We start from the raw sequence: 20,761 nt of genomic DNA, 5'->3' as shown, positions 1-20,761 counted from the left end.
ACGAATGCCGGATCACCACCCCGCACCAACACACGTTCGCGGCCGCTCGATGCGGCCGCGTTCGTTTTCAACCGTCAATTCCACTTCATTCATTCTTCCAGTCCGGATATCCGGAATATCCGTAAATCCCGTTTCGACAAGAATAAAATTCTCTTGCGAATTACGGAAACCAATCCAATCCACTTGAATGATTCATTTCCCCCCCTCAATTCCGCCAGATTCATTAATCAACCATTCCGTACAGGTGATTCATCCCGCCGATTCACGCAAAAAATCGCGGCCGAATCCGGCATGATTCATGAAGCGCTTGCTACATCGCAGGAAATATTTCATTCAATTCGCACATTGAAATCACAAATAGAAATTCTTAACGAGTTTATTTACTCAACACCCAATCCAGATGTAACAAAATGAAACAGCGCCGATTTTAATATTGAAAGAATTGCGGGTTCGTATCAGCATTTGCGGTACCGTGGCCTGCGAAGCGCGGCATAAATCCAACGAAAATTCGATCGATGAGGGATCTGCGTGAAAGTCGCCATCGTATCCACCACATTGTCGCTCGCGCTGTCAGTCGGCCTTTCGACACCCGCCGCAGACGCCGCCGTCTATTCGAACGGCACGTCGACCGCCACCTTCAACGTCACGCTCACGCTGCAACCGAACTGCGCGATCACGGCGAACCCGCTGGCCTTCGGCACGAACGGCGTGCTGTCCGCCGCGATCAACCAGCAGACGACCTTGAGCGTCACCTGCACCAACACGACGCCGTACAACGTCGGTCTCGACGCGGGCCTAGTCACGGGGTCGACCGTCGCGAGCCGGCTGATGGCCGGCACGGCGACCGGCAACACGACGACGACGGTCGGCTTCCAGCTCTACCAGGACGCCGGACGGACGACGATCTGGGGCAACACGCAAGGCACGGACACCGTGGCCGGCACCGGCACGGGGTCCGCACAGTCCTTCACCGTCTACGGCCAGGTGCCCACGCAAGCCACGCCGAAGCCGGACACTTATCAGACGACCATCACCGCAACCGCCTACTTCTGACCGGCGCTGCTTCCCATGTCCGCATTACGTCGAACGCTCGCCGCGCTGCTGTGCGCGGCCGGCGCCGCGCACGCCGCGTCGCTGCAGATTTCCCCCGTCACGATCGAATTCGGCGCCGACGACACGGCCACCGGCATCACGCTCCGCAATCCGGGCGAGCGCCCGGTGTACGGGCAGGTGCGCGTGTTCCGCTGGGATCAGGCCAATGGCCAGGATGCGTTGACGCCCACCCAGGATCTGCTCGCCAGCCCGCCGCTGATCGAAGTCGGCAAGCAGTCCGAGCAGCTGATCCGCGTCGTGCGCGCTTCGCGTACGCCAGCCGGTACCGAACAGACCTACCGGCTGCTGATCGACGAGTTGCCGCAGCCCGGCGAGGCACCGGCCAACGGCGTGTCGATCCGGCTGCGCTATTCGATTCCGGTATTCGTCGAGCCGGCCGCCAACGGCGCGCCGCAGCTCGACTGGGCGCTCCTGCGCAGCAACGGCGGCTGGGTGCTGCGCGTGCACAACGGCGGCACGCGGCGCGCGCAACTCGCGTCGGTCGAACTCGTGACCGGCGACGGGCGCGCGTACCCGCTCACGCGCGGGCTGCTCGGCTACGCGCTCGCGGGCCGAACCGGCCAGTGGAGCGTACCGCTGCCGGCCGGCGTCGCGCTCGGCGGCAAGGTCACGGTACGGGCGGCCGTCAATTCGCAGCCGGCCAGTGCGGTCGTCGCGGTGGAGCCGCCGGGCTAGACCGCCGGTGCGCCGCCCGGCCTCTCCCCCTTCGCCACGCGCCGGCACGCCCCCGGCCAACGGACGCGGAACGCCGCGCCGCTCGCCGCGCGCCGTGCTCGCGGCCGTCGTGGCCGGCGGCCTGCTCGCGCTCGGCCCGGTGCGCGCTGACGAACTCCCGGTACTCGTGATGACCGACGGCACGCACGACGTGATCCTCGAAGTCAGCGTCAACGGCGAAAACACGACGCTGCTCGCGCACTTCCGCGAACGCGACGGCCACCTGTCGGCGAGCGGCGCCGACCTGCGCACGATCGGCGTCGCGACCGACCGGCTCGGCCTCGCCGACGCGGCGACGGTCGACCTCGACGCGATTCCCGGCCTGCGCTACCGCTACGACGCGGCACGCCAGAGCGTCGACCTGCGGATGCCCGACTCGCTGCGCCGGCCGTACGCGGTCGACAGCCGTGCGTTGCCGCCCACGCAGGCGGCCAGCGCGTCGCGCGGCGTCGCGATCAACTACGAGGCGTACGCGCAGACGATCGGCGACCGGCAGTACTCGCTCTACACCGACGTGCGCTACTTCGATCCGGGCGGCGTGTTCGACACCACGGGCGCCGCGACCTTCTACAACGGCCAGCGGCGCTACACGCGCTTCGACACGTCATGGAGCCGCTCGGACCCGGCGCGGCCGAGCACGACGCAGATCGGCGACACGATCTCGGGGTCGCTCGCGTGGACGCGCTCGGTGCGCATCGGCGGCTTCCAGTGGCGCAGCAACTTCGCGCTGCGCCCCGATCTCGTCACGTTCCCGATCCCGTCGCTCGCGGGCTCCGCCGCCGTCCCGTCGGCCGTCGACCTCTACATCAACAACGTGCGCCAGTACACCGGCAACGTGCCGAGCGGCCCGTTCCTCATCCATGACGTGCCGGGCATCAGGGGGGCCGGCCAGGCGACCGTCATCACGCGCGACGCGCTCGGCCGCACCGTCGCGACCTCCGTGCCGCTCTACGTCGATACGCGCATGCTGTCCGCCGGGCTGTCGAGCTATTCGTTCGAAGCCGGCTTCCTGCGCCGCAACTACGGGCTGCGGTCGTTCGACTACGACGCGCGGCCGGCCGTCAGCGGCTCGATGCGGCGCGGCGTCACCGACGCGCTGACCGTCGAGGGGCATGCGGAAGCGACCGGCAGCGTGCTCAACGCCGGCGTCGGCGCGCTGCTGCGGCTCGGCTACGCGGGCGTCGTGAGCGGCGCGGTCGCGGGCAGCGCCGGCCGCTTTCCGGGCACGCAGGTGAGCGTGGGCTACCAGCTGATCGAGCCGCGCTTCTCGATCAACGCGCAGACGATCCGCGCGTTCGGCCGCTACGGCGACCTGGCCTCGCGCGACGGCGCGACGGCGCCGGCGGCGACCGACCAGGCGACGCTCGCACTGCCGTTCATGCACCGCCAGACCCTGTCGCTCAGCTATATCGGCTTCCGGATGCCGCAAGGCCCGAGCACGCGGATCGGCACGGTGTCGTACACGCTGGGCTTCGGCGATCTCGCGTCGCTGAGCGTGAGCGCGTACCGCGACTTCGCGCAGCAGGGTGCGAACGGCGCGTTCGTGTCGCTGAACATCGGGCTCGGCCGCAACACGTCGATCAACACGACCGTCGGCCGCCAGCGCGGCCAGTCGAACTACACCGTCGACGCGAGCCGCCCGCCCGACTACGGCGGCGGCTGGGGCTGGGGCGTGCAGACGGGCGGCACGGGCGCGGTGCCCTACCGGCAGGCGCAACTGCGGTATCTCGGCCACGCGGGCGAAGTCATCGCGGCCGCGCAGCACATCGACCGCCAGACCGGCGCGTCGCTCGACGTGAGCGGCGCGCTCGTGTTCATGGACAGCAGCCTGCAGGTGTCGCGCCGCATCGACGACGGCTTCGCGCTCGTGTCGACCGACGGCGTCGCGGGCATTCCGGTGCTGCACGAGAACCGCGTGATCGGCACGACCGACCGCGCGGGGCACCTGCTCGTGCCCGACCTGAACGCGTACCAGAACAACCAGATCGCGATCGACTCGATGAAGCTGCCCGCCGATGCGCGGATCGCCCGCACGTCGATGACGGTCGTGCCGCAGGCGCAATCGGGTGTCGTCGCGCACTTCGGCGTGTCGCGCTATCGCGCGGCGTCGGTGATCCTGCGCGACGCCGAGGGCCGCCCGCTGCCGGCCGGCGCGCGCGTGCATCACGCCGAAAGCGGCGCGGATACGATCGTCGGCTACGACGGGCTCACGTTCATCGACGGACTGAAGGAGGACAACCACCTCGTGATCGACTCCGGCACGCAGCGCTGCATCACGGAATTCGCGTTCACCGCGCCCGGCAACGGCACGCTGCCGACCATCGGGCCCCTCACCTGCCGGGCAGCGCCATGAGGCTCGCGCTGCTGCTCGTCATCGCGTTCGCCGCGTGGTGCGGCGTGCCGCATCACGCGCGGGCCGAGTCCTGCACGGCCACGGCGTCGACGGTCAGTTTCGGATCGGTCAGCCCGATCTCCAACGCACCGGTCACCGCGACCGGCACCGTCAGCGTCACCTGCACGTGGTCGACCGTCTCGCTGGTGCCGAACGTGCTCGTGTGCCTGAACCTCGGCGGCACGAGCCCGCGCAGCCTCGTCAACGGCACGAACGCGATGCAGTACGACCTCTATCTCGACGGCGGACATTCGGTCGCGTGGGGCTCGGTGTATTCCGGCACGACGCCGGCATCCGTCACGCTCGCCAAACCCGCGCTCGGCACGAGCGCGTCCGCGACGGTCACCGTGTACGGACAGATCACCGGAAACCAGCCGACCGTGCCGACGACCGGCAACAGCACCACGACCTATTCGCAGCAGTTCGGCGGCAACACGACGTCGATCAACACCGGGTTCTACCTGCTCGTCGCGCCGACCTGCGCATCGCTGACGACGTCGAGCGGCACCTTCCCGTTCGGCGCGACGGCGGACGTCATCAACAACTGCAACATCAACGCGACCAACGTGAACTTCGGCACCGCGAGCATCCTGTCGGGCACGCTCGCGGCAACGGGGACGATCACCGCGCAATGCACCAACGGCGACGCGTGGAAAATCGCGCTGAGCAGCGGCAGCAGCGGCGACGTGACGGCGCGCCAGATGAAGCGCAGCGGTGGTGGCGGGACGATCGATTACGGGCTGTATACGGACGCCGCGCACTCGATCGGATGGGGCGACGGCACGGGCGGCAGCGCGACGGTCACGGGTGTCGGCACGGGCACGTCGCAGGTCGTGACCGTGTACGGCGCGGTGCCGGCGCAGGCCACACCCGCGCCCGGCAGCTACAGCGACACGATCACCGCGACGATCAGTTTCTAGCGTTCAACGGCGTGAACGGGCGGGCGCGCCGCTCAGAACGTGACGGTCCATGCGGGCGGCGCGCCCGCGCCGATGCTGCGCGGCGCCGACCGTGCATCGGGCAGCGCCGCGTGGCTGAGCACGAACGGCGTGCCGTGCATGCAACTGACGCTCGGCATGCCGGCATCGGCAGCCGCCTGCGGCGCGCCGGCGTCGATCGTGCACGTTTCCGGAATGACGAGACTGACTCGCAGCGGAATCGACGGCTCCGCCGCGCTCGCGAGCGGCCCTGCGCCCAGTACGGCGAGCGCGATCGCACCGCGTGTGATCTGGCCGGCTGTCATCGTGCGGCCCTCCTTCGTGCATCCATCCAGGCAGATGCGCGAATTATCGGCATGCGCGCGGAAAACCTCAATCCGCGCGCACGCGGTCGAACCCCGCCGCGCCGGTCAGCGCGCGGCGGCGAACCCGCCGAAGAACGCACGCGCGTTGGCGTCGAGGCTTTCGAGGTGATAGCCGCCTTCCTGCACGATCACCGTCGGCAACCCGAGTGCGCCGATGGCCCCGCCGAGCCGGCCGAAACCGCCGGTCGTGACGGCAACCTGCGATTGCGGATCGTCCTTGTAGATGTCGAAGCCGAGCGCGAGCACGAGCGCATCGGGCTGGAACCGCGCGAGCGCGCGCAGCGCGTCGTCGAGCCGCTCGAAGAACGCCGACTCGGGCGCGCCGTGCGGCATCGGCAGGTTGAGGTTGAAACCGTCGCCGGCGCCCGTGCCCGTCTCTTCCTCGTAACCCGCGACGACCGGGTAGAAGTTGGTCGGGTCGCCGTGGATCGACACGTACAGCACGTCGTCGCGGCCGTAGAAGATCTCCTGCACGCCCTGCCCGTGATGCATGTCGGTGTCGAGGATCGCGACCCGGCGATGGCGGCCGAGCAGCGACTGCGCGGCGATCGCCGCATTGTTCAGGTAGCAGAAGCCGCCGGCCGCGTCGCGGCGCGCGTGATGGCCGGGCGGCCGGCACAGCGCGTACGCGTCGCGTGCGCCGTCGTTGACGTCGGCCGCAGCCGCAAGCGCACTCTGCGCGGACCAGTACGCGGCGCGCCACGTGTTCGCACCGACCGGGCAACTGCCGTCGGCGAGATAGCGCGCGGCCTTCGCGAGCACGCCGCGCAGCGGGTTCGGATCCCGCACGAATACGTTCGACATCACTTCGTCGCCCCAGTCGTCGGGCATCCGTTTCCAGTCGCGGTGCGCTTCTTCCAGAAAGCGCAGGTAGTTCATGTCGTGCACGGCCGCGATCGGCGCGGTGCCGCGATCGGCCGGCTCGCGCACGTCGAAGTCGAGCGACCGGACGGCCGCAACGAGCCGCGCCGCGCGCTCGGGCACTTCCTGCGGCTCGCGCATCCGGCCGCGCGACAGGTAGCTGCGCGGATGGTGCAGCAGCTGCTCGGGATGGAAATAGGTGTTCATCGTTTGCCCTCGTCGGTTGTTCTGTCGGTCGATCGATCGGTTCGCGCTGTCACGCATCCTGCGTGGCGGCCGCCACGGCAACGCTCGCCGCGACGCCGGCGCGCGCGAGCACCGCATGAAGGAGCACGTTCGTGCCGCGCGTCACGTCGGCGGGCAGCGCGTCCTCGGCTTCGTTGTGCGACAGGCCGTCGACGCACGGGATGAACACCATCGCGGTCGGAACGCGGCGCGCGAGCAGGATCGCGTCGTGCCCGGCGCCGCTGACGATCCGCTCGTTCGTATAGCCGAACGCGGCAGCCGCCTGCGCGACCAGTTCGACGCAGTCGCGATCGAACGGCGTCGCCGGGCTGCGCCAGCAGGTGTCGATCGCGACCTGCACGCCGCGCGCCGCGGCGACACGTGCGCAGGCATCGCGCAGTTCGCGCTCCATCGCGTCGACTTGCGCATCGTCGTGATGACGGAGGTCGACCGTGAACGTCACGTCGCCGGCAATGGTGTTGCGCGACGCGTTGCGGATGCCGACCTGCCCGATCGTCGCGAGCCCGCGCGGTGCATGACCGGCGACGATCCGTTCGAGTTCGAGCGCCATCTGCGCGCTCGCGAAATACGCGTCCTTGCGATACGGCATCGGTGTCGTGCCCGCATGCGCGGCTACGCCCGTCACCGTCACGTCGAGCCAGCGGATCGCCTGCCCGCCCGTGACGATACCGATCGTCGTACCGTTGGCCTCCAGCACCGGGCCCTGTTCGATATGCGCTTCGAAGTACGCATCGACCGCGCCGCCCGTCGCGCGCGCGCCGCGATAACCGCAGGCGTCCAGTGCCGCGCCGAGCGTGATGCCGTCGGCGTCCTGCTTCGCGAGCGCATCGTCGAGCGGCAACGCGCCCGTGAACACGGCCGAGCCGAGCATCGCCGGCGCGAAACGCGCGCCCTCCTCGTTGGTCCACGACACGATTTCCAGCGGCTTGCCGGTCGCGATGCCTGCGTCGTTCAGCGTGCGCACGAGCTCGAGCGCGGCGAGCACGCCATAAACGCCGTCGAACCGGCCGCCTTCGGGCTGCGTGTCGAGATGGCTGCCGATCAGCACCGGCGCGGCCTGCGCATCGACGCCGTCGCGCCGCGCGAACAGGTTGCCGACCGCGTCGACGCTCACCGTCATCCCCGCGTCGCGGCACCACTGCGCGAACAGGTCGCGCCCGCGACGATCGTCGTCGGTGAGCGCCAGGCGCCGCACGCCGCCGCGATGCGTCGCACCGACGCGCGCCATGTCCGCCAGGCTCTGCCACAAGCGGGCGCCGTCGATTTCCAGCAGGTCTTTCATGTGCACTCCGGATGAATTCGTTCGTTGAGGTTCACTGCGAGCCGAGCGCTTCGGCGGCGGCCGGCCGCGCTGCGCGGCGTGCGTCGATCGCGACGATGGAGAGCAGCGAGATGCCGGCCAGGCACGTGTAGAACACCGCGAGCGGCCACCACTGGCCCGTGAAGCGATGCGCGAGCCACGTGCCGACGAGCGGCGTCAGCCCGCCCGCGATCGCGCCGCAAATCTGGTAAGCCAGCGAGATCGCCGAATAGCGCACGTGCGCGGGAAACACGTCGCTCACGAAACCCGCGATCACCGAATAGAAGCCGGCCATGCACACCACGGCGAGCGTGATGCCGGCAATCAGCGACGCGGACGTGCCGCCCTGCACGAGCATGAACATCGGATACGGCGACAGCATCGCGAGCAGCGCCGCGAGTTTCAGGAAGCGCGCGCCGCCGATGCGCTCGGCGATCCACGCGGCGACCGGCTGCGCGAAGAACTGGATGATCGCGACCGCGAACAGGCTGTCGAGAATCAGCGATCGCGAGACGCCGACGTACTGCGTCGTGTACGCGATCATGAACGTGTTCGTGAAATAGACGCCCGCGATGCCGATCGTGTTCGCGCCGATGCAGAGGAACACGAGCCCCGACGCCGAGCGGAACACTTCCGCAACCGGCAGCTTCACCGTGCGGTTGGTTTCCTTCACGCGCGCGAATTCCGGCGACTCGTTCACGCCGAGCCGGATCAGGATGCCGACCACGAGCAGCACCGAACTCGCGAGAAACGGCAGGCGCCAGCCCCACGCGAGGAAGTCCGCCTTGTCCATCGACGTGACCGCGCGGAACGCGATCAGCGACAGGATCAGCCCGGCCGGGCTGCCGAGCTGCGCGAACGACGCGAAGAACGTGCGCCGCCCTTGCGGCGCATGCTCGCCCGCCATCAGCACCGCGCCGCCCCATTCGCCGCCGACCGCGATCCCCTGCACCACGCGCAGCGCGACGAGCAGCACCGGCGCGAGCAGGCCGACCGTCGAATAATCGGGCAGCAGCCCGACGCAGACGGTCGCGACGCCCATCATCATCAGCGTCGTCATCAGCGCCTTCTTGCGGCCGATGCGATCGCCGAGGTGCCCGAAGATCACGCCGCCGAGCGGCCGCGCGAAGAAGCCGACCGCGAAGGTCGCGAACGACGCCATCGTGCTGACGAAGCGGTCATGCGACGGGAAATAGAGTTCGCCGAACACGAGCGCGGCGGCGGTCGCGTAGATGTAGAAGTCGTACCACTCGATCATCGTGCCGATGAACGCGGCCGTCGCGGCGCGTCCCGGCTGGCGGGCGGAAGGAAGGGACTGGGTCATGCGGGCTCCTGACGCGCGCCGCTGCGGCGCGACGCGCAATATCGTGGACGGCCGTCTGTCGCGGCCTTGCGCCGCACGCTGCGGCGCCCCTCCTTTATCGGCGACCGCAAATCATTAGTCAAATTTCAAGTTATTATTCACCGTATAAATTCAACTAATATCCACCCGACGCCTCGCCCGGAGACCCGATGCGCCCCGACCTCGCCCCGTTCCTGAACGACCGTCTCGACTGGAACCTGTTGCGCACCTACCTCGTCATCGTGCAGGAGCGCAGCGTGAGCCGCGCGGCCGCGCGCCTGCACGTGACGCAGCCGGCCGTGAGCCAGGCATTGCGGCGGCTCGAGGACACGCTCGAACGCAAGCTGATCGAGCGGCGCGGCACGCACTTCGCGACGACGCCGGCGGGCGAAGCCGTGTACCGGATCGCAAGCGACATCTACGGCGGCATCTCGCGCCTCGAAACCGAAATCGACGACAGCACGGCCGACCTGACCGGCTCGATCCGGCTGCTGACGGTGAGCCGCATCGAGTCGCCCGTCTACGACGAATTCCTCGCGGAATTCCATCGCGCGTATCCGCGCATCGACCTGCAGATCGAGGTGATGCGCTCGTCGGACATCCTGTCTTCGCTGCTGCAGAAAACCGCCACGGCCGGGCTCGGCCTGTGCCGCACGCCGCACGACAAGCTGGAGATGCGCTGCTTCCTGCGCCAGCGCTATGCGATCTACTGCGGCCGCCATCACCGGCTGTTCGGGCAGACACAACTGCGCATGGACGATCTGCTCGCCGAGAATTTCGTGTCGTTCACGAGCGACCAGATCGGCGACAGCCTGTCGCCGCTCACCGTGTTTCGCGACCAGAAGGGCTTCACGGGGCGCATCGTCGCATCGTCGCCGAGCCTCGAGGAAGTGCGGCGGCTGATCTTCGCGGGTTACGGGATCGGCTGCCTGCCCGAACACATCGTGCGCGACGACATCGCCCAGCAGCGGCTGTGGCGGCTGCCGCCCGACGAAGGGCTCGTCGACGTCGACGTGTTCCTGCTGTGGCATCGCGATCGCAAGATGAACGCGGCCGAGCACGCGTTTCTCGACGCGATGGAGCGCTGCATGCAGCGCCATTCGCTGGCAGAGCGGCTCGGGAAGTAACGGCGCGAGCGCGCCGGAGGAAAGCGCCGGGCGCACCCGGCCCGGCGCGTCGGCAACGTCAGAAGCGATGCACGATGCCGAGCTGCACGCCGCGCGCATTCGCGCCCGGATACGCGAGCGGCAGGCCCGGGTTCGCCGCACCGGCGAGCGTGTAGCTGGCCTGGTTGCGGTTGCGCAGGTACGACAGCGCGCCGTAGAAGCTCGTGCGCTTCGACAGGTCGTACTCGTACATCAGCCCGAGCTGGTCCGCATTGTTGCCTTGCGACGACTGGTCGTGCAGATACGCGTAGCCGAGCGCCACGTAGTTCGCCGGATTGAACTGGTATTTGACCGACAGCCCGTACACGCGCGAATCGATGCCGAGATCGGCCCACTTCACCGCGGAAAAACCGCCGTACACGGTCGCCTTGCCGATCTCGTACGACACGCCGGCCATGATCGTACGATCGGTCGTGGTCGCCATCGCGTTCTTCAGCCACTGGCCCGCGACGAACGCGCCGAATGGCCCGTGTTCGTAAGTCAGGTCGAACTGCCGGCTGGCGCCCGCCGAGCGCACGCCGCCCGCATCGCCGAACCCGAAGTACAGCCCGCCCTGGAAGCCGGCGATCTCCGGGCTCTGGTACGACAGCGTATTGCTGGTGCGGAACGCGAACACGGTCAGGTTGTCCATGCCGGACGCCTGCGTGACACCGCCGAACGCATCCTGCCCGCCCTGGTCGTTGAACAGCGGCGAATTCTGGCGGCCCGCGCGCACCTTGCCCCACTGCCCCGCGATGCCGACCCACGCCTGCCGGTTGAACAGGCTGCCCGAACTTGCCAGCGAGCCGTCGTTCGGGTTGAAGCCGTTCTCCAGCGCGAACTCGATCTTCTGCCCTCCGCCGATATCCTCGCCGCCCTTCAGCCCGAACCGGCTGCCCCACTGCCCGCCCGAACCGATCGCCGCCGTATAGCCGTTGCCCGTGTTCACGTACTGCGCGAACTCGTCGATCACGCCATACAGCGTGACGCCGTCCTGCGCGAGCGCCGCGCCCGATCCGGCGGCGCACGCCGCCGCCACCATCACGCGAAGACCGGCGTGCACCATCCGCGCCCGGGAGTCGCTGCCGCGGGCTGTCGTTTTCTTGGTCATACTATTCAATGGCCTGAGAATGAAACGACACCGCGCGCGGCAGCCGCGCCGCACCGGCATCGTCGAAAGGGAAACGTGTGGAAGAACCCGGCGCAGGCAGCGCCCGGCTCGCGCGGCATTCAGGCCGGCAGCCGGCCGGCCCGATGCGCGTGACGTGTCGTCAGTGGTGAACTTCGCCGCGTTCGAGCGGCAGGATCAGGCGTTCGGGAATGCTGCGGCGCGACGCGCGCGCGCCCACGTAATACAGCACGGCCGGCACGATCAGGCCGAGGATCCACGAGATGTCGGTGCCGCCGAGCGCATCGACGAGCGGGCCCGTGTAGATGTGCGTCGACATGAACGGCAACTGCACGAGGATGCCGACGACGTAGATCGTGATCGCCATCACGTTCCAGCGGCCGTAGCGGCCGTCCGGATCGGACAGCGCCGGCACGTCGTAGCGCGAGCGCGTGAAGCAGTAGTAGTCGACCAGGTTGATCGCGCTCCACGGCGTGAAGAACGCGAGCAGGAACAGGATGAACGCGGTGAATTCCTTCAGGAACGAATGGCGGCCCGCGAGCGCGATGAGCGTGGAGACGCAGATCATCCCGAAGATGTAGACGAGGCGGCTCTTCGACGACACGGCGCCCTTGCCGCGGAAGCCGCTGACGATCGTCGCCATCGACATGAAGCTGCCGTATGCGTTGAGCGCCGTCACCGTCACCTTGCCGAACGCGATGCTGAAGTACAGCAGTGCGGCCACGGCGCCGGTCGAGCCGAGGCCGACGATATACGCCACCTCATGGTGCGCGAACTGGCTGCCGGCCAGTGCGGCCGCGAACACGCCGAACACCATCGCCGCCTGCGCGCCGATCACCGAGCCCAGGCCGACCGCGAGAAACGTCGCGACCGACGACGTCGAGCGCGGCAGGTAACGCGAGTAGTCGGCGACGTACGGACCGAACGCGATCTGCCACGACGCGGACAGCGACATCGAGAGCAGGAAGCTCGCGAGCGAGAAATGCCGGTTCGCGAGCAGCGCGCCGATGTCGTGGTTCGCGAACAGCTGCGTGAACATGTAGACGAACGCGGCGATGCCGATCACGCTCGCGACCCGGCCGACGGCATGGATCGCGCGATAACCGAACACGGTCAGCACGACGATCACGGCCGCGAACAGCAGGATGCCGGCCGCGTCGTCGACGTGCAGCAGCTGCGCGACGGCCTGCCCGGCCAGTACCGAACCGCTCGCGGAAAAACCGATGTACATCAGGCACACGAGCACGATCGGGATCATCGCGCCGTAGACGCCGAACTGCACGCGGCTCGAGATCATCTGCGGCAACCCGAGCTGCGGCCCCTGCGCGCCATGCAGCGCCATCACCGCGCCGCCGACGAACTGGCCGAGCAGCAGCGCGACCAGCGACCAGAACACGTCGCCGCCGAGCACGACGGCGAGCGCGCCCGTGACGATGGCCGTGATCTGCAGGTTGGCCGACAGCCACAGGGTGAACTGGCTCAGCAGGCCGCCGTGGCGCTCGGCGTCGGGAATGAAGTCGATCGATCGGACTTCGATCAGGCCGCCGGCTTTTCCACTGGGATTCGTTGACACGGGCAAATCTCCAAAATACTCAGGATCACAAATGGTTCGAACAAGACGGGAAGCTGCGAGCCGCCCTTTCGGCTCTGCGGGTGCGGGGCGCCGTGGATCGCCGGCATGCGCCACGCACGCACGGTTTGCGCGCTGGCGCGCAAGCGGCACGACGTGTGCCGACATTGCCAGCGGATGATCTTGTATATACAACTTGCGAGATATCGGTGATTACCCGGTATCAGCCGATTTTCGAAATCGTCCGAACAATCGGCACAGCTTCGGCCGGTTTTGTCGAAAGCAGAACGTCGGAATAATGAAAGCTCAGGTGCGCGCGGGCGACGCCTGATCGGGTTCGGCCGTCATGTCGGCGGCCGGGAGCACGGTCAGCATGCGCCGGGCTGCCTCGATGTCGCGTACGTGCAGCCACTCGTCGTAATCGTCGCGGCGCAGGATCACGACGCCCCGCTTCTCTTCGCCGGGCCGATGCATCCGTGCGAACAGCGGATGGGCGTCGGCGTTGACCGTGAGCATCGCCATGCCCACGCGCTCGCGGCCGTCGGCGCCTTCGTAGCGCCGCCAGATGCCGGCGACGCAGCACGGTTGCCAGCCGGCGACGCCGATCCGGTGCCACACGTTGCGACCGGTTTCGTAACAGGGTTCGACGATCCAGCGCACCGGGATCAGGCAGCGCTGGCCGTTGCGCCACGCGGTGCCGTAGAGCCGCGACGAGCCGACCGTTTCCGCCCGCGCGTTCACCGTATCGAGTTTCTTTCTTTTTCGACCGTGCTCGTCGACCCGCTCGGGCTGCATGAATTTCGGCCAGAAACCGAACACGGCCGCGACGACCTCGAGGCCGTCGCCGTCGGCGCGCGCGACCGGCGCCGCGTAGTCGGGATACACGTCGGGTGCCCAGGGGTCGCGGCGGAACAGGTCGCCGATTCCGATCTTCAGTTCGCTGATGCCCGGGTCTTCATCGGGAGCGCGGTAGTGGGTGCACACGGCTCGGTGGACGGTGGAAGCGATGTCTCCATCGTAGGTCAGCGCGGGCGCCGCGGTCACGCGATCGCTTGGTATGACGAAACAGTTTTACGAAGCGACGGATCGACAAAGCGCCTGGCGCCTCCGCCGCTTGCCGTCATGCGTACCGCGCGATCCGCAGCGTCAGGATTTCGTCGCCGGCTTCGTCGAGCGTGCCCGTCGGCGTCCAGCCCAGATGCCGGTAGAAGCCGTACGAGCGCGACGCCGGATCGGTCGAGCACCCGAGAAACAGCGACGTGAAGCCGTTCGCGACGAACGCGTCGATCACCTGCTGCAGCAGCCGCTTGCCGATCCCCGCCCCCTCGTACTCGGGCAGGATCGCGAGCACGACGATCTCGCCCGATCCGGTGTCGCCGAAGCAGTAGCCGACCATGCGCCCGTTCGCGCAGCAGACCCGGCCCGAGACCAGGCCGTCCCGGATGCCGTCGCCCCAGCTTTCGACGGTGATGCCGAGGTCGCGCAACTGCGCGTCGGTGAATGCGTTCTCGCGCGTCTTGCCGCGCAGTTCGATGCACGCGGCCGCATCGTCGGGAACGGCCTCGCGCCAGGTGAGTTCAGTCATCGTTCGATTTTTCCGTGGTGCGCCGGCGCGACGCATACAGGCAGATCAGCTCCAGCGCGATCGTCGCGCCGGCCAGCGACGTGATTTCCGCATGATCATACGGCGGCGACACTTCGACCACGTCCATGCCGACCAGGTTGATGCCCTCCAGGTGACGCAGGATCTCGAACGCCTGATGGCTCGACAGCCCGCCCGAAACCGGCGTACCCGTGCCCGGCGCGAACGCGGGATCGAGGCAGTCGATGTCGAACGTCAGGTACACGGGATGATCGCCGACCCGGTCGCGAATGCGCGCGGCGATCGCGGCGGGCGTCGACACATGCACGTGGCGCGCATCCTGGATGTCGAAGCCCATCGGCGCGTCGTTGGTCGTCCGGATGCCGACCTGGGCCGACCGTCCGGGCACGACCCATCCTTCCCGCGCTGCGTGATAGAACATCGTCCCGTGATCGATGCGCTTGACGTCGCGATCGGGCCACGTGTCGGTGTGCGCATCGAAATGCACGAGCGACAGCGGCCCGTGCACTTTCGCGTGCGCCTTCAGCAGCGGATACGTGATGAAGTGATCGCCGCCGAGCGTCAGCATCGCGCAGCCGCGCGCGAGGATTCCGTCGGCATGCCGCTCGATCGCGCCCGGCACCGATTCGGGCTGCCCGAGATCGAACGCGCAATCGCCGTAGTCGACCGCGGCCAGCACGTCGAACGGATCGAACAACCACGGCCACGGGCGCTCCCACGCGATGCCCGTCGACGCGATCCGCAACCCGCGCGGGCCGAAGCGCGTGCCGGGCCGGTGCGATGCGGCGGAATCGAACGGCACGCCCGTGATCGCGAGGTCGACGCCATCGAGATCGCGGCTGAAACGCCGGCGCATGAAGCTCGTCGCGCCCGCGAAGGTCGGCTCGGCCTGCGTGCCGTAGAGGCTGTCGCGCGTGAATGCGAAATCGTTCTGGCTCATCGTCGGCTTCCTGTCTGAAGGGGGACGGCCGCGCGGCTGGCGACCTCGTGCCCGATTCTGCCGCCCCGGCATCCGACGAAAAATATGAACTAATATAAGCCGACTTCACGAAACGCGACGTATCGTCATGCTGACCCGATTGAGAGACATGGATGTGCAGCTGCTGCGGCTCTTTCTGACGATCGTCGAAAGCGGCGGCTTCAGCGCCGCGCAAGGCACGCTCGGCATGGCGCCTTCGACCATCAGCACGCAGATGGCCAAGCTCGAGACGCGTCTCGGGTTCCGGCTGTGCGATCGCGGCAAGAGCGGCTTCCGGCTGACGCCGAAGGGCGAACGCGTGCTGCAGTCGACGCGGCGGCTCCTGCACGCGATGGACGTGTTCACACGCGATACGCAGCACGTGTCGGGCACGTTGCTCGGCGAGCTGCGTATCGGGCTGTCCGAGCGACTGGCACCGGACGTCGTCGAATCGATCGCGGCAAGCGTCGGCCGCTTTCGAGAACGAGCGCCGGACGTGCTGATCGAGATGGTCGCGGTACCGCCCGACGAGTTGGAACGCCGGCTGCTGAAAAGCGAACTCCAGCTCGCGATCGGCTATTTTTCCGGCCACCAGGCCGGCCTGCACTACACGCCGCTGTTCGTCGAACACCAGTCGCTGCACTGCGGCGCCCGGCATCCACTGTTTGCGAAAAAGAACGTGTCGGTCAACGACATCGCGGGCGCGAGCAACGTCGCTCGGCTCTACAAGACGAACACGTCGGGTGCGGCGCTGCGCAACGCGCAGCCGACCGCGTTCTCCGAAAACGTCGACGCGGACGTGATCTTCATCCTGTCCGGCGCGCACGTCGGCTTCCTGCCCGACCATGTCGCGGCACCGTGGGTCGCCGCCGGGAAGATGCGCCGGCTGCTCGCGAGCAAGCTGAGCCATACGGTCGAATTCCAGCTCGCGACGCCGCGCAACTGCGACGGCAGCGAAGCGCTGGAAGCGTTCACGGCGGCGCTCGCCGAACAGTTCGGCGAGCTCGACGGCTTCGCGGGCCCGTGACCTGCGCGCGCCGCCCGTTGCGCGTCAGGCGAGCCGGTCGGACGCGATGACCTGCACGCCCGGCCGCGCGTCGATCGCCGCGTCGAGCAGCGCGCGGGCAATCCGCGACGCGGGATTCACTCGCCACTTCGCCGGCAACACGGGGCGGGCCGCGTTCAACGCGAACACCAGCAGCCGCTCGCCGAGCCTGAATTCGTCGCGGCTGCCGCCGATCAGCCCGGGCCGCACATACGTGAGCGACGCGAACCCGACGCCGGCGAGCGCCTGCTCGACCTCGCCCTTCACGCGGTTGTAGAAGATGCTCGATGCCGGGTCCGCACCGAGTGCGGAATTCAGGACGTAGGCCGGGGTGCCGTGGCGGTGCGCGAGCCGCGCGACCGCGAGCGGATAGTCGTGGTCGACGCGCCGGAACGCCGCCTTCGAGCCGGCGGCCCGCATCGTGGTGCCGAGCGTGCAGATCACGGCATCGGCATGCCACCAGTCGGCCGCGTCGGGCAGATGATCGAAATCGACCTCGAGCGCGCGCATCTTCGGGTGCGGCGACAACGGGCGGCGCGCGAGGACGATCACCTGATCGACCCGCGCATCGGCGAGCGCGACTTCGAGGACGTGACGCCCGACGAGTCCGGTCGCGCCGACGAGCAGCAATTTCATGTCCGGTTCTTCCGTGTGGAGCCTGCGTTGGCGGAGCGGGAACGCCCCGGTTTCCGGCTTCCCACATGATCGTCGGCCGACTCGGCACCGACAAGCGCCCAACATCTCGAAAAGTTACAGGCCGTGCTTATTTCCTGTCTCTGACTTGACGCGGCACGACTACCGCTAGGCTTCGTCGACGCTTCAGTTCCGCGTACATTCGAGATTTTTACCGCATCAAAACGCTCGATATTGATATTTTTTCGACATTGATACGACAAATGACGCGGCCAATGAAAAAGAGAACATTCATTTTTCGCCGTCTTTCGAACAAGATGCCGGCGTACGCTACGACCCGGCCGTCTCGTGTCGCGACACGCTCCAGCGCTCGTATGCCTGCGAGAGCAACGACATGTCGCCGAATCCCGGTTCCTGCGTGATTTCCTTGATCGACAGCCGCCCAGGTGACGATGCCGGAGAACGCGAGCCGTTATCCGCCCGAGCAGCCCGGGCTGCCGCAGATGGTCGATGCGATCGATGCGTTCTGTCACGACGTGACGGCGCCACACGTCGACCTGCGCGCACCGTCATGACGAACGGCGCAAGCGCTAGCGCGGAAGCCGGCGCCTCAGACGAAAAGCCGCCGGTGCGCACGCTGCGCACCGGCGGCTCCCTGTCACGCCAGCCCGTCAGACATGCAACGCATGCCCGAGCGCACGCAGCGCGGCCTCCTGCAGTGCTTCACCCAGCGTCGGATGCGCATGGATCGTGCCGCCGATGTCCTCCAGCCGCGCACCCATCTCCAGCGACTGCGAGAACGCCGCGGCCAGCTCCGACACGCCGCGCCCGACCGCTTGCCAGCCGACGATCAGGTGGTTGTCGCGCCGCGCGACCACGCGCACGAAGCCGTCGGTCGCCTGCAGCGTCATCGCGCGCCCGTTCGCCGCGAACGGGAACGACGCGCTCACGCAATCGACACCGGCCGCCCGCGCGTCGTCCGGCGACCAGCCGGCCGTGACGATCTCCGGATCGGTGAAGCACACGGCCGGGATCGACGCGGGCATGAACTTGCGGCGCTTTCCGGCGATCAGCTCGGCCACCATCTCGCCCTGCGCCATCGCGCGATGCGCGAGCATCGGCTCGCCGGCGACGTCGCCGATCGCCCAGACGTTGCGCATCGACGTCCGGCATTCGTCGTCGATCCACAGCGCGCGGCCGTTGCGATCGAGCGGCAACGACTCGAGCCCGAAACCGTCGACGCGCGGCCGGCGGCCAACCGCAACCAGCACGCGATCGGCCGGCAGCGTCTGCTCCGCGCCGTCGGCGGCCTGCACGCGCACCGCGCCGTGCTCCGCGAGGCCGAGCACCTTGTGGCCGAGCAGCAGCCGCACGCCGAGCCGCGCGAGCGAATCGGCAACCGGCCGCGCGAGTTCGGCATCGTACGCGGGCAACACGCGCTCCGCCGCTTCGACGACACTCACGTCGACGCCGAGCTTGCGATAGACGATCCCGAGTTCGAGCCCGATGTACCCGGCCCCGACCACGACCAGCCGCTTCGGCAGGGTCGTGGGCGACAGCGCCTCGGTGGACGACACGACATGCCCGCCGAACGGCATCGACGGCAGCGCGACCGGTTCGGAACCGGTCGCGAGCAGCAGGTGCTCGCAGCTGATCCGCGTCGTGTGGCCGCCGGCGACGACGTCGACGGTCTTGCCGTCGACCACCTGTGCGTCGCCGTGCAACACGCGCACGCCGTTCTTCTTGAGCAGCGCGCCGACGCCGCGCGTCAGCCGGTCAACGATACCGTCCTTCCATGCGACGCTTTTCGCGATGTCGATCTCGGGCGTGCGCACGCGAATCCCGAGCGCGCCCTCGCCTGCATGGCCGCGCGCCTGTTCGAATGCGTCGGCCACGTGGATCAGCGCCTTCGACGGAATGCAGCCGATGTTCAGGCACGTGCCGCCGAGGCGGTCGCGCTCGACGAGCACGGTCGGAATGCCGAGCTGGCCGGCGCGAATCGCGGCGACGTAGCCGCCCGGGCCGCCGCCGATCACCAGTAGCGTGGTGTGTTCGTTCTTCATTGCGCTCACTCCACGAACAGCAGTGCCGGGCGTTCGAGCACCGCGCGCACCGCCTGGATGAATTCCGCCGCGTCCGCGCCGTCGACGACACGATGGTCGAACGACGACGACAGGTTCATCATCTTGCGTGCGACGACCGCGCCGTCGCGGATCATCGGCCGCTCGACGATCCGGTTCACGCCGACGATGCCGACCTCGGGATGATTGATGACCGGCGTCGACACGATGCCGCCGAGCGCGCCGAGGCTCGAAATCGTGATCGTCGAGCCGCTCAGTTCGTCGCGCTGCGCGCGGTTCGTGCGCACCGCGTCGGCGAGCCGCGCGATCTCGGCGGAAATCGACCACACGTCCTTCGCTTCCGCGTGACGCAGCACCGGCACCGTGAGGCCGCTGTCCGTCTGCGTCGCGACGCCCATGTGCACCGCGCCGTAGCGCGTGACGACCCCCGCTTCGTCGTCGAAACGCGCGTTGATCTGCGGAAAGTCGCGCAACGCGATCACCATCGCGCGGATCAGCAGCGGCAGCGGCGTGAGCTTGCCGCGCGTGTCGCCGTAGCGGCGGTTCAAATCCGTACGCAACGATTCGAGCTCGGTGACGTCGATCTCCTCGACGTAGCTGAAGTGCGGAATGCGGCGCTTCGCTTCCTGCATCTTGCGCGCGATCGCGCGCCGCAAGCCGATGACCGGCACCTCGGTTTCATCGTTGCGTTCGTCGTAGCCGTGCGCCCGCGATCCGCGGGCGCCGCGCGCCGCACCGCCGCCGCTGCCCGCATACGCATCGAGATCCGCGTGCAGGATCCGTCCGGCTTCCCCCGTGCCGCGCACATAACGCAGCTCGATGCCCATGTCCCATGCGCGCTGGCGCACGGCCGGCGACGCGAGCGGCCGTTCACCCGGCGCGAGTGCCGCGCGCGGCGGCTCCACGTGCTCCTTGCGTTCGGCCTGCTTCGCGTGACGCGGCTCCGCAGGCGCGTGCTTCGTCGCCGGCCTGGCGGGCGATTCTGCCGGCGCGTCGGCCACCGTCGTCGACGGCGCGGCCGCGACCGGTGCGGTTTCTACCTTTGATTCCCGCACCGGTGCGCCGGCCTTCAGGTTGCCGGCACCTTCGACCTCGAGGCGGATCAGCTCGCTGCCGACCGCCATCATCTCGCCGATCCGGCCGCCGAGTTCGATCACCTTGCCCGTCACCGGCGACGGAATCTCGACCGCCGCCTTGTCGGTCATCACATCGGCGAGCGGCTGGTCTTCCTTGATCGTCTGCCCGACTTCCACGTGCCAGGCCACCAGTTCGACCTCGGCAATCCCTTCGCCGATATCCGGCATCTTGATGACATGAATCCCCATC

19 protein-coding genes are annotated in these 20,761 nt (G+C 68.1%); 7 read left to right on the top strand and 12 right to left on the bottom strand.

The window, feature by feature from the left end:
- Positions 1 to 555: 555 nt before the first annotated feature.
- The 4 genes from E9536_RS13460 to E9536_RS13445 all read left to right on the top strand — a co-directional run bounded on the left by E9536_RS13460 (position 556) and on the right by E9536_RS13445 (position 5,139).
- A complete protein-coding gene (locus tag E9536_RS13460) occupies positions 556 to 1,053 on the top strand; it encodes a spore coat U domain-containing protein (RefSeq protein ID WP_027787911.1) in 498 nt (165 codons plus the stop codon).
- 15 nt (positions 1,054 to 1,068) lie between these two features.
- A complete protein-coding gene (locus tag E9536_RS13455; RefSeq protein WP_027787912.1) occupies positions 1,069 to 1,788 on the top strand; it encodes a molecular chaperone in 720 nt (239 codons plus the stop codon).
- A 94-nt stretch (positions 1,789 to 1,882) separates the two neighbouring features.
- Positions 1,883 to 4,180 carry a fimbria/pilus outer membrane usher protein gene (locus tag E9536_RS13450; RefSeq protein ID WP_240690280.1) on the top strand — a complete coding sequence of 766 codons (2,298 nt, stop codon included), beginning with the start codon at positions 1,883 to 1,885 and terminating at the stop codon, positions 4,178 to 4,180.
- Positions 4,177 to 5,139, top strand: a complete 963-nt coding sequence (locus E9536_RS13445) for a spore coat U domain-containing protein (RefSeq protein WP_124815554.1) — start codon at positions 4,177 to 4,179, stop codon at positions 5,137 to 5,139. The genes E9536_RS13450 and E9536_RS13445 overlap by 4 nt, the downstream gene beginning before the upstream one ends.
- Positions 5,140 to 5,171: 32 nt before the next feature.
- Here E9536_RS13445 and E9536_RS13440 read toward each other — a convergent pair whose 3' ends face one another.
- The 4 genes from E9536_RS13440 to E9536_RS13425 all read right to left on the bottom strand — a co-directional run bounded on the left by E9536_RS13440 (position 5,172) and on the right by E9536_RS13425 (position 9,253).
- Positions 5,172 to 5,462: a hypothetical protein gene (locus E9536_RS13440; RefSeq protein ID WP_124815552.1), complete on the bottom strand. Its 291-nt coding sequence runs from the start codon at positions 5,460 to 5,462 to the stop codon at positions 5,172 to 5,174.
- 105 nt (positions 5,463 to 5,567) lie between these two features.
- Entirely contained in the window at positions 5,568 to 6,590 is a 1,023-nt protein-coding gene (locus E9536_RS13435) for a histone deacetylase family protein (RefSeq protein ID WP_136469969.1), read from the bottom strand.
- Positions 6,591 to 6,639: 49 nt separating this feature from the next.
- Positions 6,640 to 7,911 carry a Zn-dependent hydrolase gene (locus E9536_RS13430; protein WP_136469968.1) on the bottom strand — a complete coding sequence of 424 codons (1,272 nt, stop codon included), beginning with the start codon at positions 7,909 to 7,911 and terminating at the stop codon, positions 6,640 to 6,642.
- 31 nt (positions 7,912 to 7,942) lie between these two features.
- Complete coding sequence (locus tag E9536_RS13425) at positions 7,943 to 9,253, bottom strand: MFS transporter (RefSeq protein ID WP_136469967.1); 1,311 nt, start codon at positions 9,251 to 9,253, stop codon at positions 7,943 to 7,945.
- A 188-nt stretch (positions 9,254 to 9,441) separates the two neighbouring features.
- On the opposite strand from E9536_RS13425, the gene E9536_RS13420 reads away from it, so the two are divergent.
- A complete protein-coding gene (locus tag E9536_RS13420; RefSeq protein ID WP_027787919.1) occupies positions 9,442 to 10,398 on the top strand; it encodes a LysR family transcriptional regulator in 957 nt (318 codons plus the stop codon).
- Between the two features lie 58 nt (positions 10,399 to 10,456).
- Here E9536_RS13420 and E9536_RS13415 read toward each other — a convergent pair whose 3' ends face one another.
- The 5 genes from E9536_RS13415 to speB all read right to left on the bottom strand — a co-directional run bounded on the left by E9536_RS13415 (position 10,457) and on the right by speB (position 15,658).
- The gene (locus E9536_RS13415) at positions 10,457 to 11,527 is read right to left on the bottom strand and encodes a porin (protein WP_136469966.1); all 1,071 of its coding nucleotides are present in this window, start codon (positions 11,525 to 11,527) and stop codon (positions 10,457 to 10,459) included.
- A gap of 160 nt (positions 11,528 to 11,687) precedes the next feature.
- The gene (locus E9536_RS13410; RefSeq protein WP_027787921.1) at positions 11,688 to 13,118 is read right to left on the bottom strand and encodes a cytosine permease; all 1,431 of its coding nucleotides are present in this window, start codon (positions 13,116 to 13,118) and stop codon (positions 11,688 to 11,690) included.
- Between the two features lie 303 nt (positions 13,119 to 13,421).
- Positions 13,422 to 14,099, bottom strand: coding sequence for an SOS response-associated peptidase family protein (locus tag E9536_RS13400; protein WP_124815684.1), 678 nt, complete (start codon positions 14,097 to 14,099; stop codon positions 13,422 to 13,424).
- A 136-nt stretch (positions 14,100 to 14,235) separates the two neighbouring features.
- Positions 14,236 to 14,700, bottom strand: a complete 465-nt coding sequence (locus tag E9536_RS13395; protein ID WP_136469965.1) for a GNAT family N-acetyltransferase — start codon at positions 14,698 to 14,700, stop codon at positions 14,236 to 14,238.
- Entirely contained in the window at positions 14,693 to 15,658 is a 966-nt protein-coding gene (gene speB / locus E9536_RS13390) for an agmatinase (protein WP_136469964.1), read from the bottom strand. The genes E9536_RS13395 and speB overlap by 8 nt, the downstream gene beginning before the upstream one ends.
- Positions 15,659 to 15,785: 127 nt before the next feature.
- On the opposite strand from speB, the gene E9536_RS13385 reads away from it, so the two are divergent.
- A complete protein-coding gene (locus E9536_RS13385) occupies positions 15,786 to 16,703 on the top strand; it encodes a LysR family transcriptional regulator (protein WP_136469963.1) in 918 nt (305 codons plus the stop codon).
- Positions 16,704 to 16,727: 24 nt separating this feature from the next.
- On the opposite strand, the gene E9536_RS13380 is transcribed toward E9536_RS13385, so the two are convergent.
- Positions 16,728 to 17,357, bottom strand: coding sequence for an NAD(P)H-binding protein (locus E9536_RS13380; protein ID WP_027787926.1), 630 nt, complete (start codon positions 17,355 to 17,357; stop codon positions 16,728 to 16,730).
- A 443-nt stretch (positions 17,358 to 17,800) separates the two neighbouring features.
- Between E9536_RS13380 and E9536_RS42540 the strand changes: the two genes are divergently transcribed.
- Positions 17,801 to 17,929 (top strand): hypothetical protein, encoded by a 129-nt coding sequence (locus E9536_RS42540; protein ID WP_282186909.1) that lies wholly within the window; start codon positions 17,801 to 17,803, stop codon positions 17,927 to 17,929.
- A gap of 96 nt (positions 17,930 to 18,025) precedes the next feature.
- Here E9536_RS42540 and lpdA read toward each other — a convergent pair whose 3' ends face one another.
- The gene (lpdA, locus tag E9536_RS13365; protein ID WP_027787927.1) at positions 18,026 to 19,417 is read right to left on the bottom strand and encodes a dihydrolipoyl dehydrogenase; all 1,392 of its coding nucleotides are present in this window, start codon (positions 19,415 to 19,417) and stop codon (positions 18,026 to 18,028) included.
- Between the two features lie 5 nt (positions 19,418 to 19,422).
- Positions 19,423 to 20,760 carry a dihydrolipoamide acetyltransferase family protein gene (locus tag E9536_RS13360; protein ID WP_136469962.1) on the bottom strand — a complete coding sequence of 446 codons (1,338 nt, stop codon included), beginning with the start codon at positions 20,758 to 20,760 and terminating at the stop codon, positions 19,423 to 19,425.
- Between the last annotated feature and the right edge of the window lies 1 nt (position 20,761).

Origin of the sequence: Burkholderia sp. LS-044 (assembly GCF_004803625.1) — a bacterium.
Taxonomy (GTDB): domain Bacteria; phylum Pseudomonadota; class Gammaproteobacteria; order Burkholderiales; family Burkholderiaceae; genus Burkholderia; species Burkholderia cepacia.
This window is presented reverse-complemented; position numbering and strand designations above follow the sequence as displayed.

Coding starts and splice junctions, on each gene's coding strand:
- E9536_RS13455 (WP_027787912.1), top strand. CDS start 1,069: ATGTCCGCATTACGTCGAACGCTCGCCGCGCTGCTGTGCGCGGCCGGC.
- E9536_RS13445 (WP_124815554.1), top strand. CDS start 4,177: ATGAGGCTCGCGCTGCTGCTCGTCATCGCGTTCGCCGCGTGGTGCGGC.
- E9536_RS13440 (WP_124815552.1), bottom strand. CDS start 5,462: ATGACAGCCGGCCAGATCACACGCGGTGCGATCGCGCTCGCCGTACTG.
- E9536_RS13435 (WP_136469969.1), bottom strand. CDS start 6,590: ATGAACACCTATTTCCATCCCGAGCAGCTGCTGCACCATCCGCGCAGC.
- E9536_RS13430 (WP_136469968.1), bottom strand. CDS start 7,911: ATGAAAGACCTGCTGGAAATCGACGGCGCCCGCTTGTGGCAGAGCCTG.
- E9536_RS13425 (WP_136469967.1), bottom strand. CDS start 9,253: ATGACCCAGTCCCTTCCTTCCGCCCGCCAGCCGGGACGCGCCGCGACG.
- E9536_RS13420 (WP_027787919.1), top strand. CDS start 9,442: ATGCGCCCCGACCTCGCCCCGTTCCTGAACGACCGTCTCGACTGGAAC.
- E9536_RS13415 (WP_136469966.1), bottom strand. CDS start 11,527: ATGACCAAGAAAACGACAGCCCGCGGCAGCGACTCCCGGGCGCGGATG.
- E9536_RS13395 (WP_136469965.1), bottom strand. CDS start 14,700: ATGACTGAACTCACCTGGCGCGAGGCCGTTCCCGACGATGCGGCCGCG.
- speB (WP_136469964.1), bottom strand. CDS start 15,658: ATGAGCCAGAACGATTTCGCATTCACGCGCGACAGCCTCTACGGCACG.
- E9536_RS13385 (WP_136469963.1), top strand. CDS start 15,786: ATGCTGACCCGATTGAGAGACATGGATGTGCAGCTGCTGCGGCTCTTT.
- E9536_RS13380 (WP_027787926.1), bottom strand. CDS start 17,357: ATGAAATTGCTGCTCGTCGGCGCGACCGGACTCGTCGGGCGTCACGTC.
- lpdA (WP_027787927.1), bottom strand. CDS start 19,417: ATGAAGAACGAACACACCACGCTACTGGTGATCGGCGGCGGCCCGGGC.
- E9536_RS13360 (WP_136469962.1), bottom strand. CDS start 20,760: ATGGGGATTCATGTCATCAAGATGCCGGATATCGGCGAAGGGATTGCC.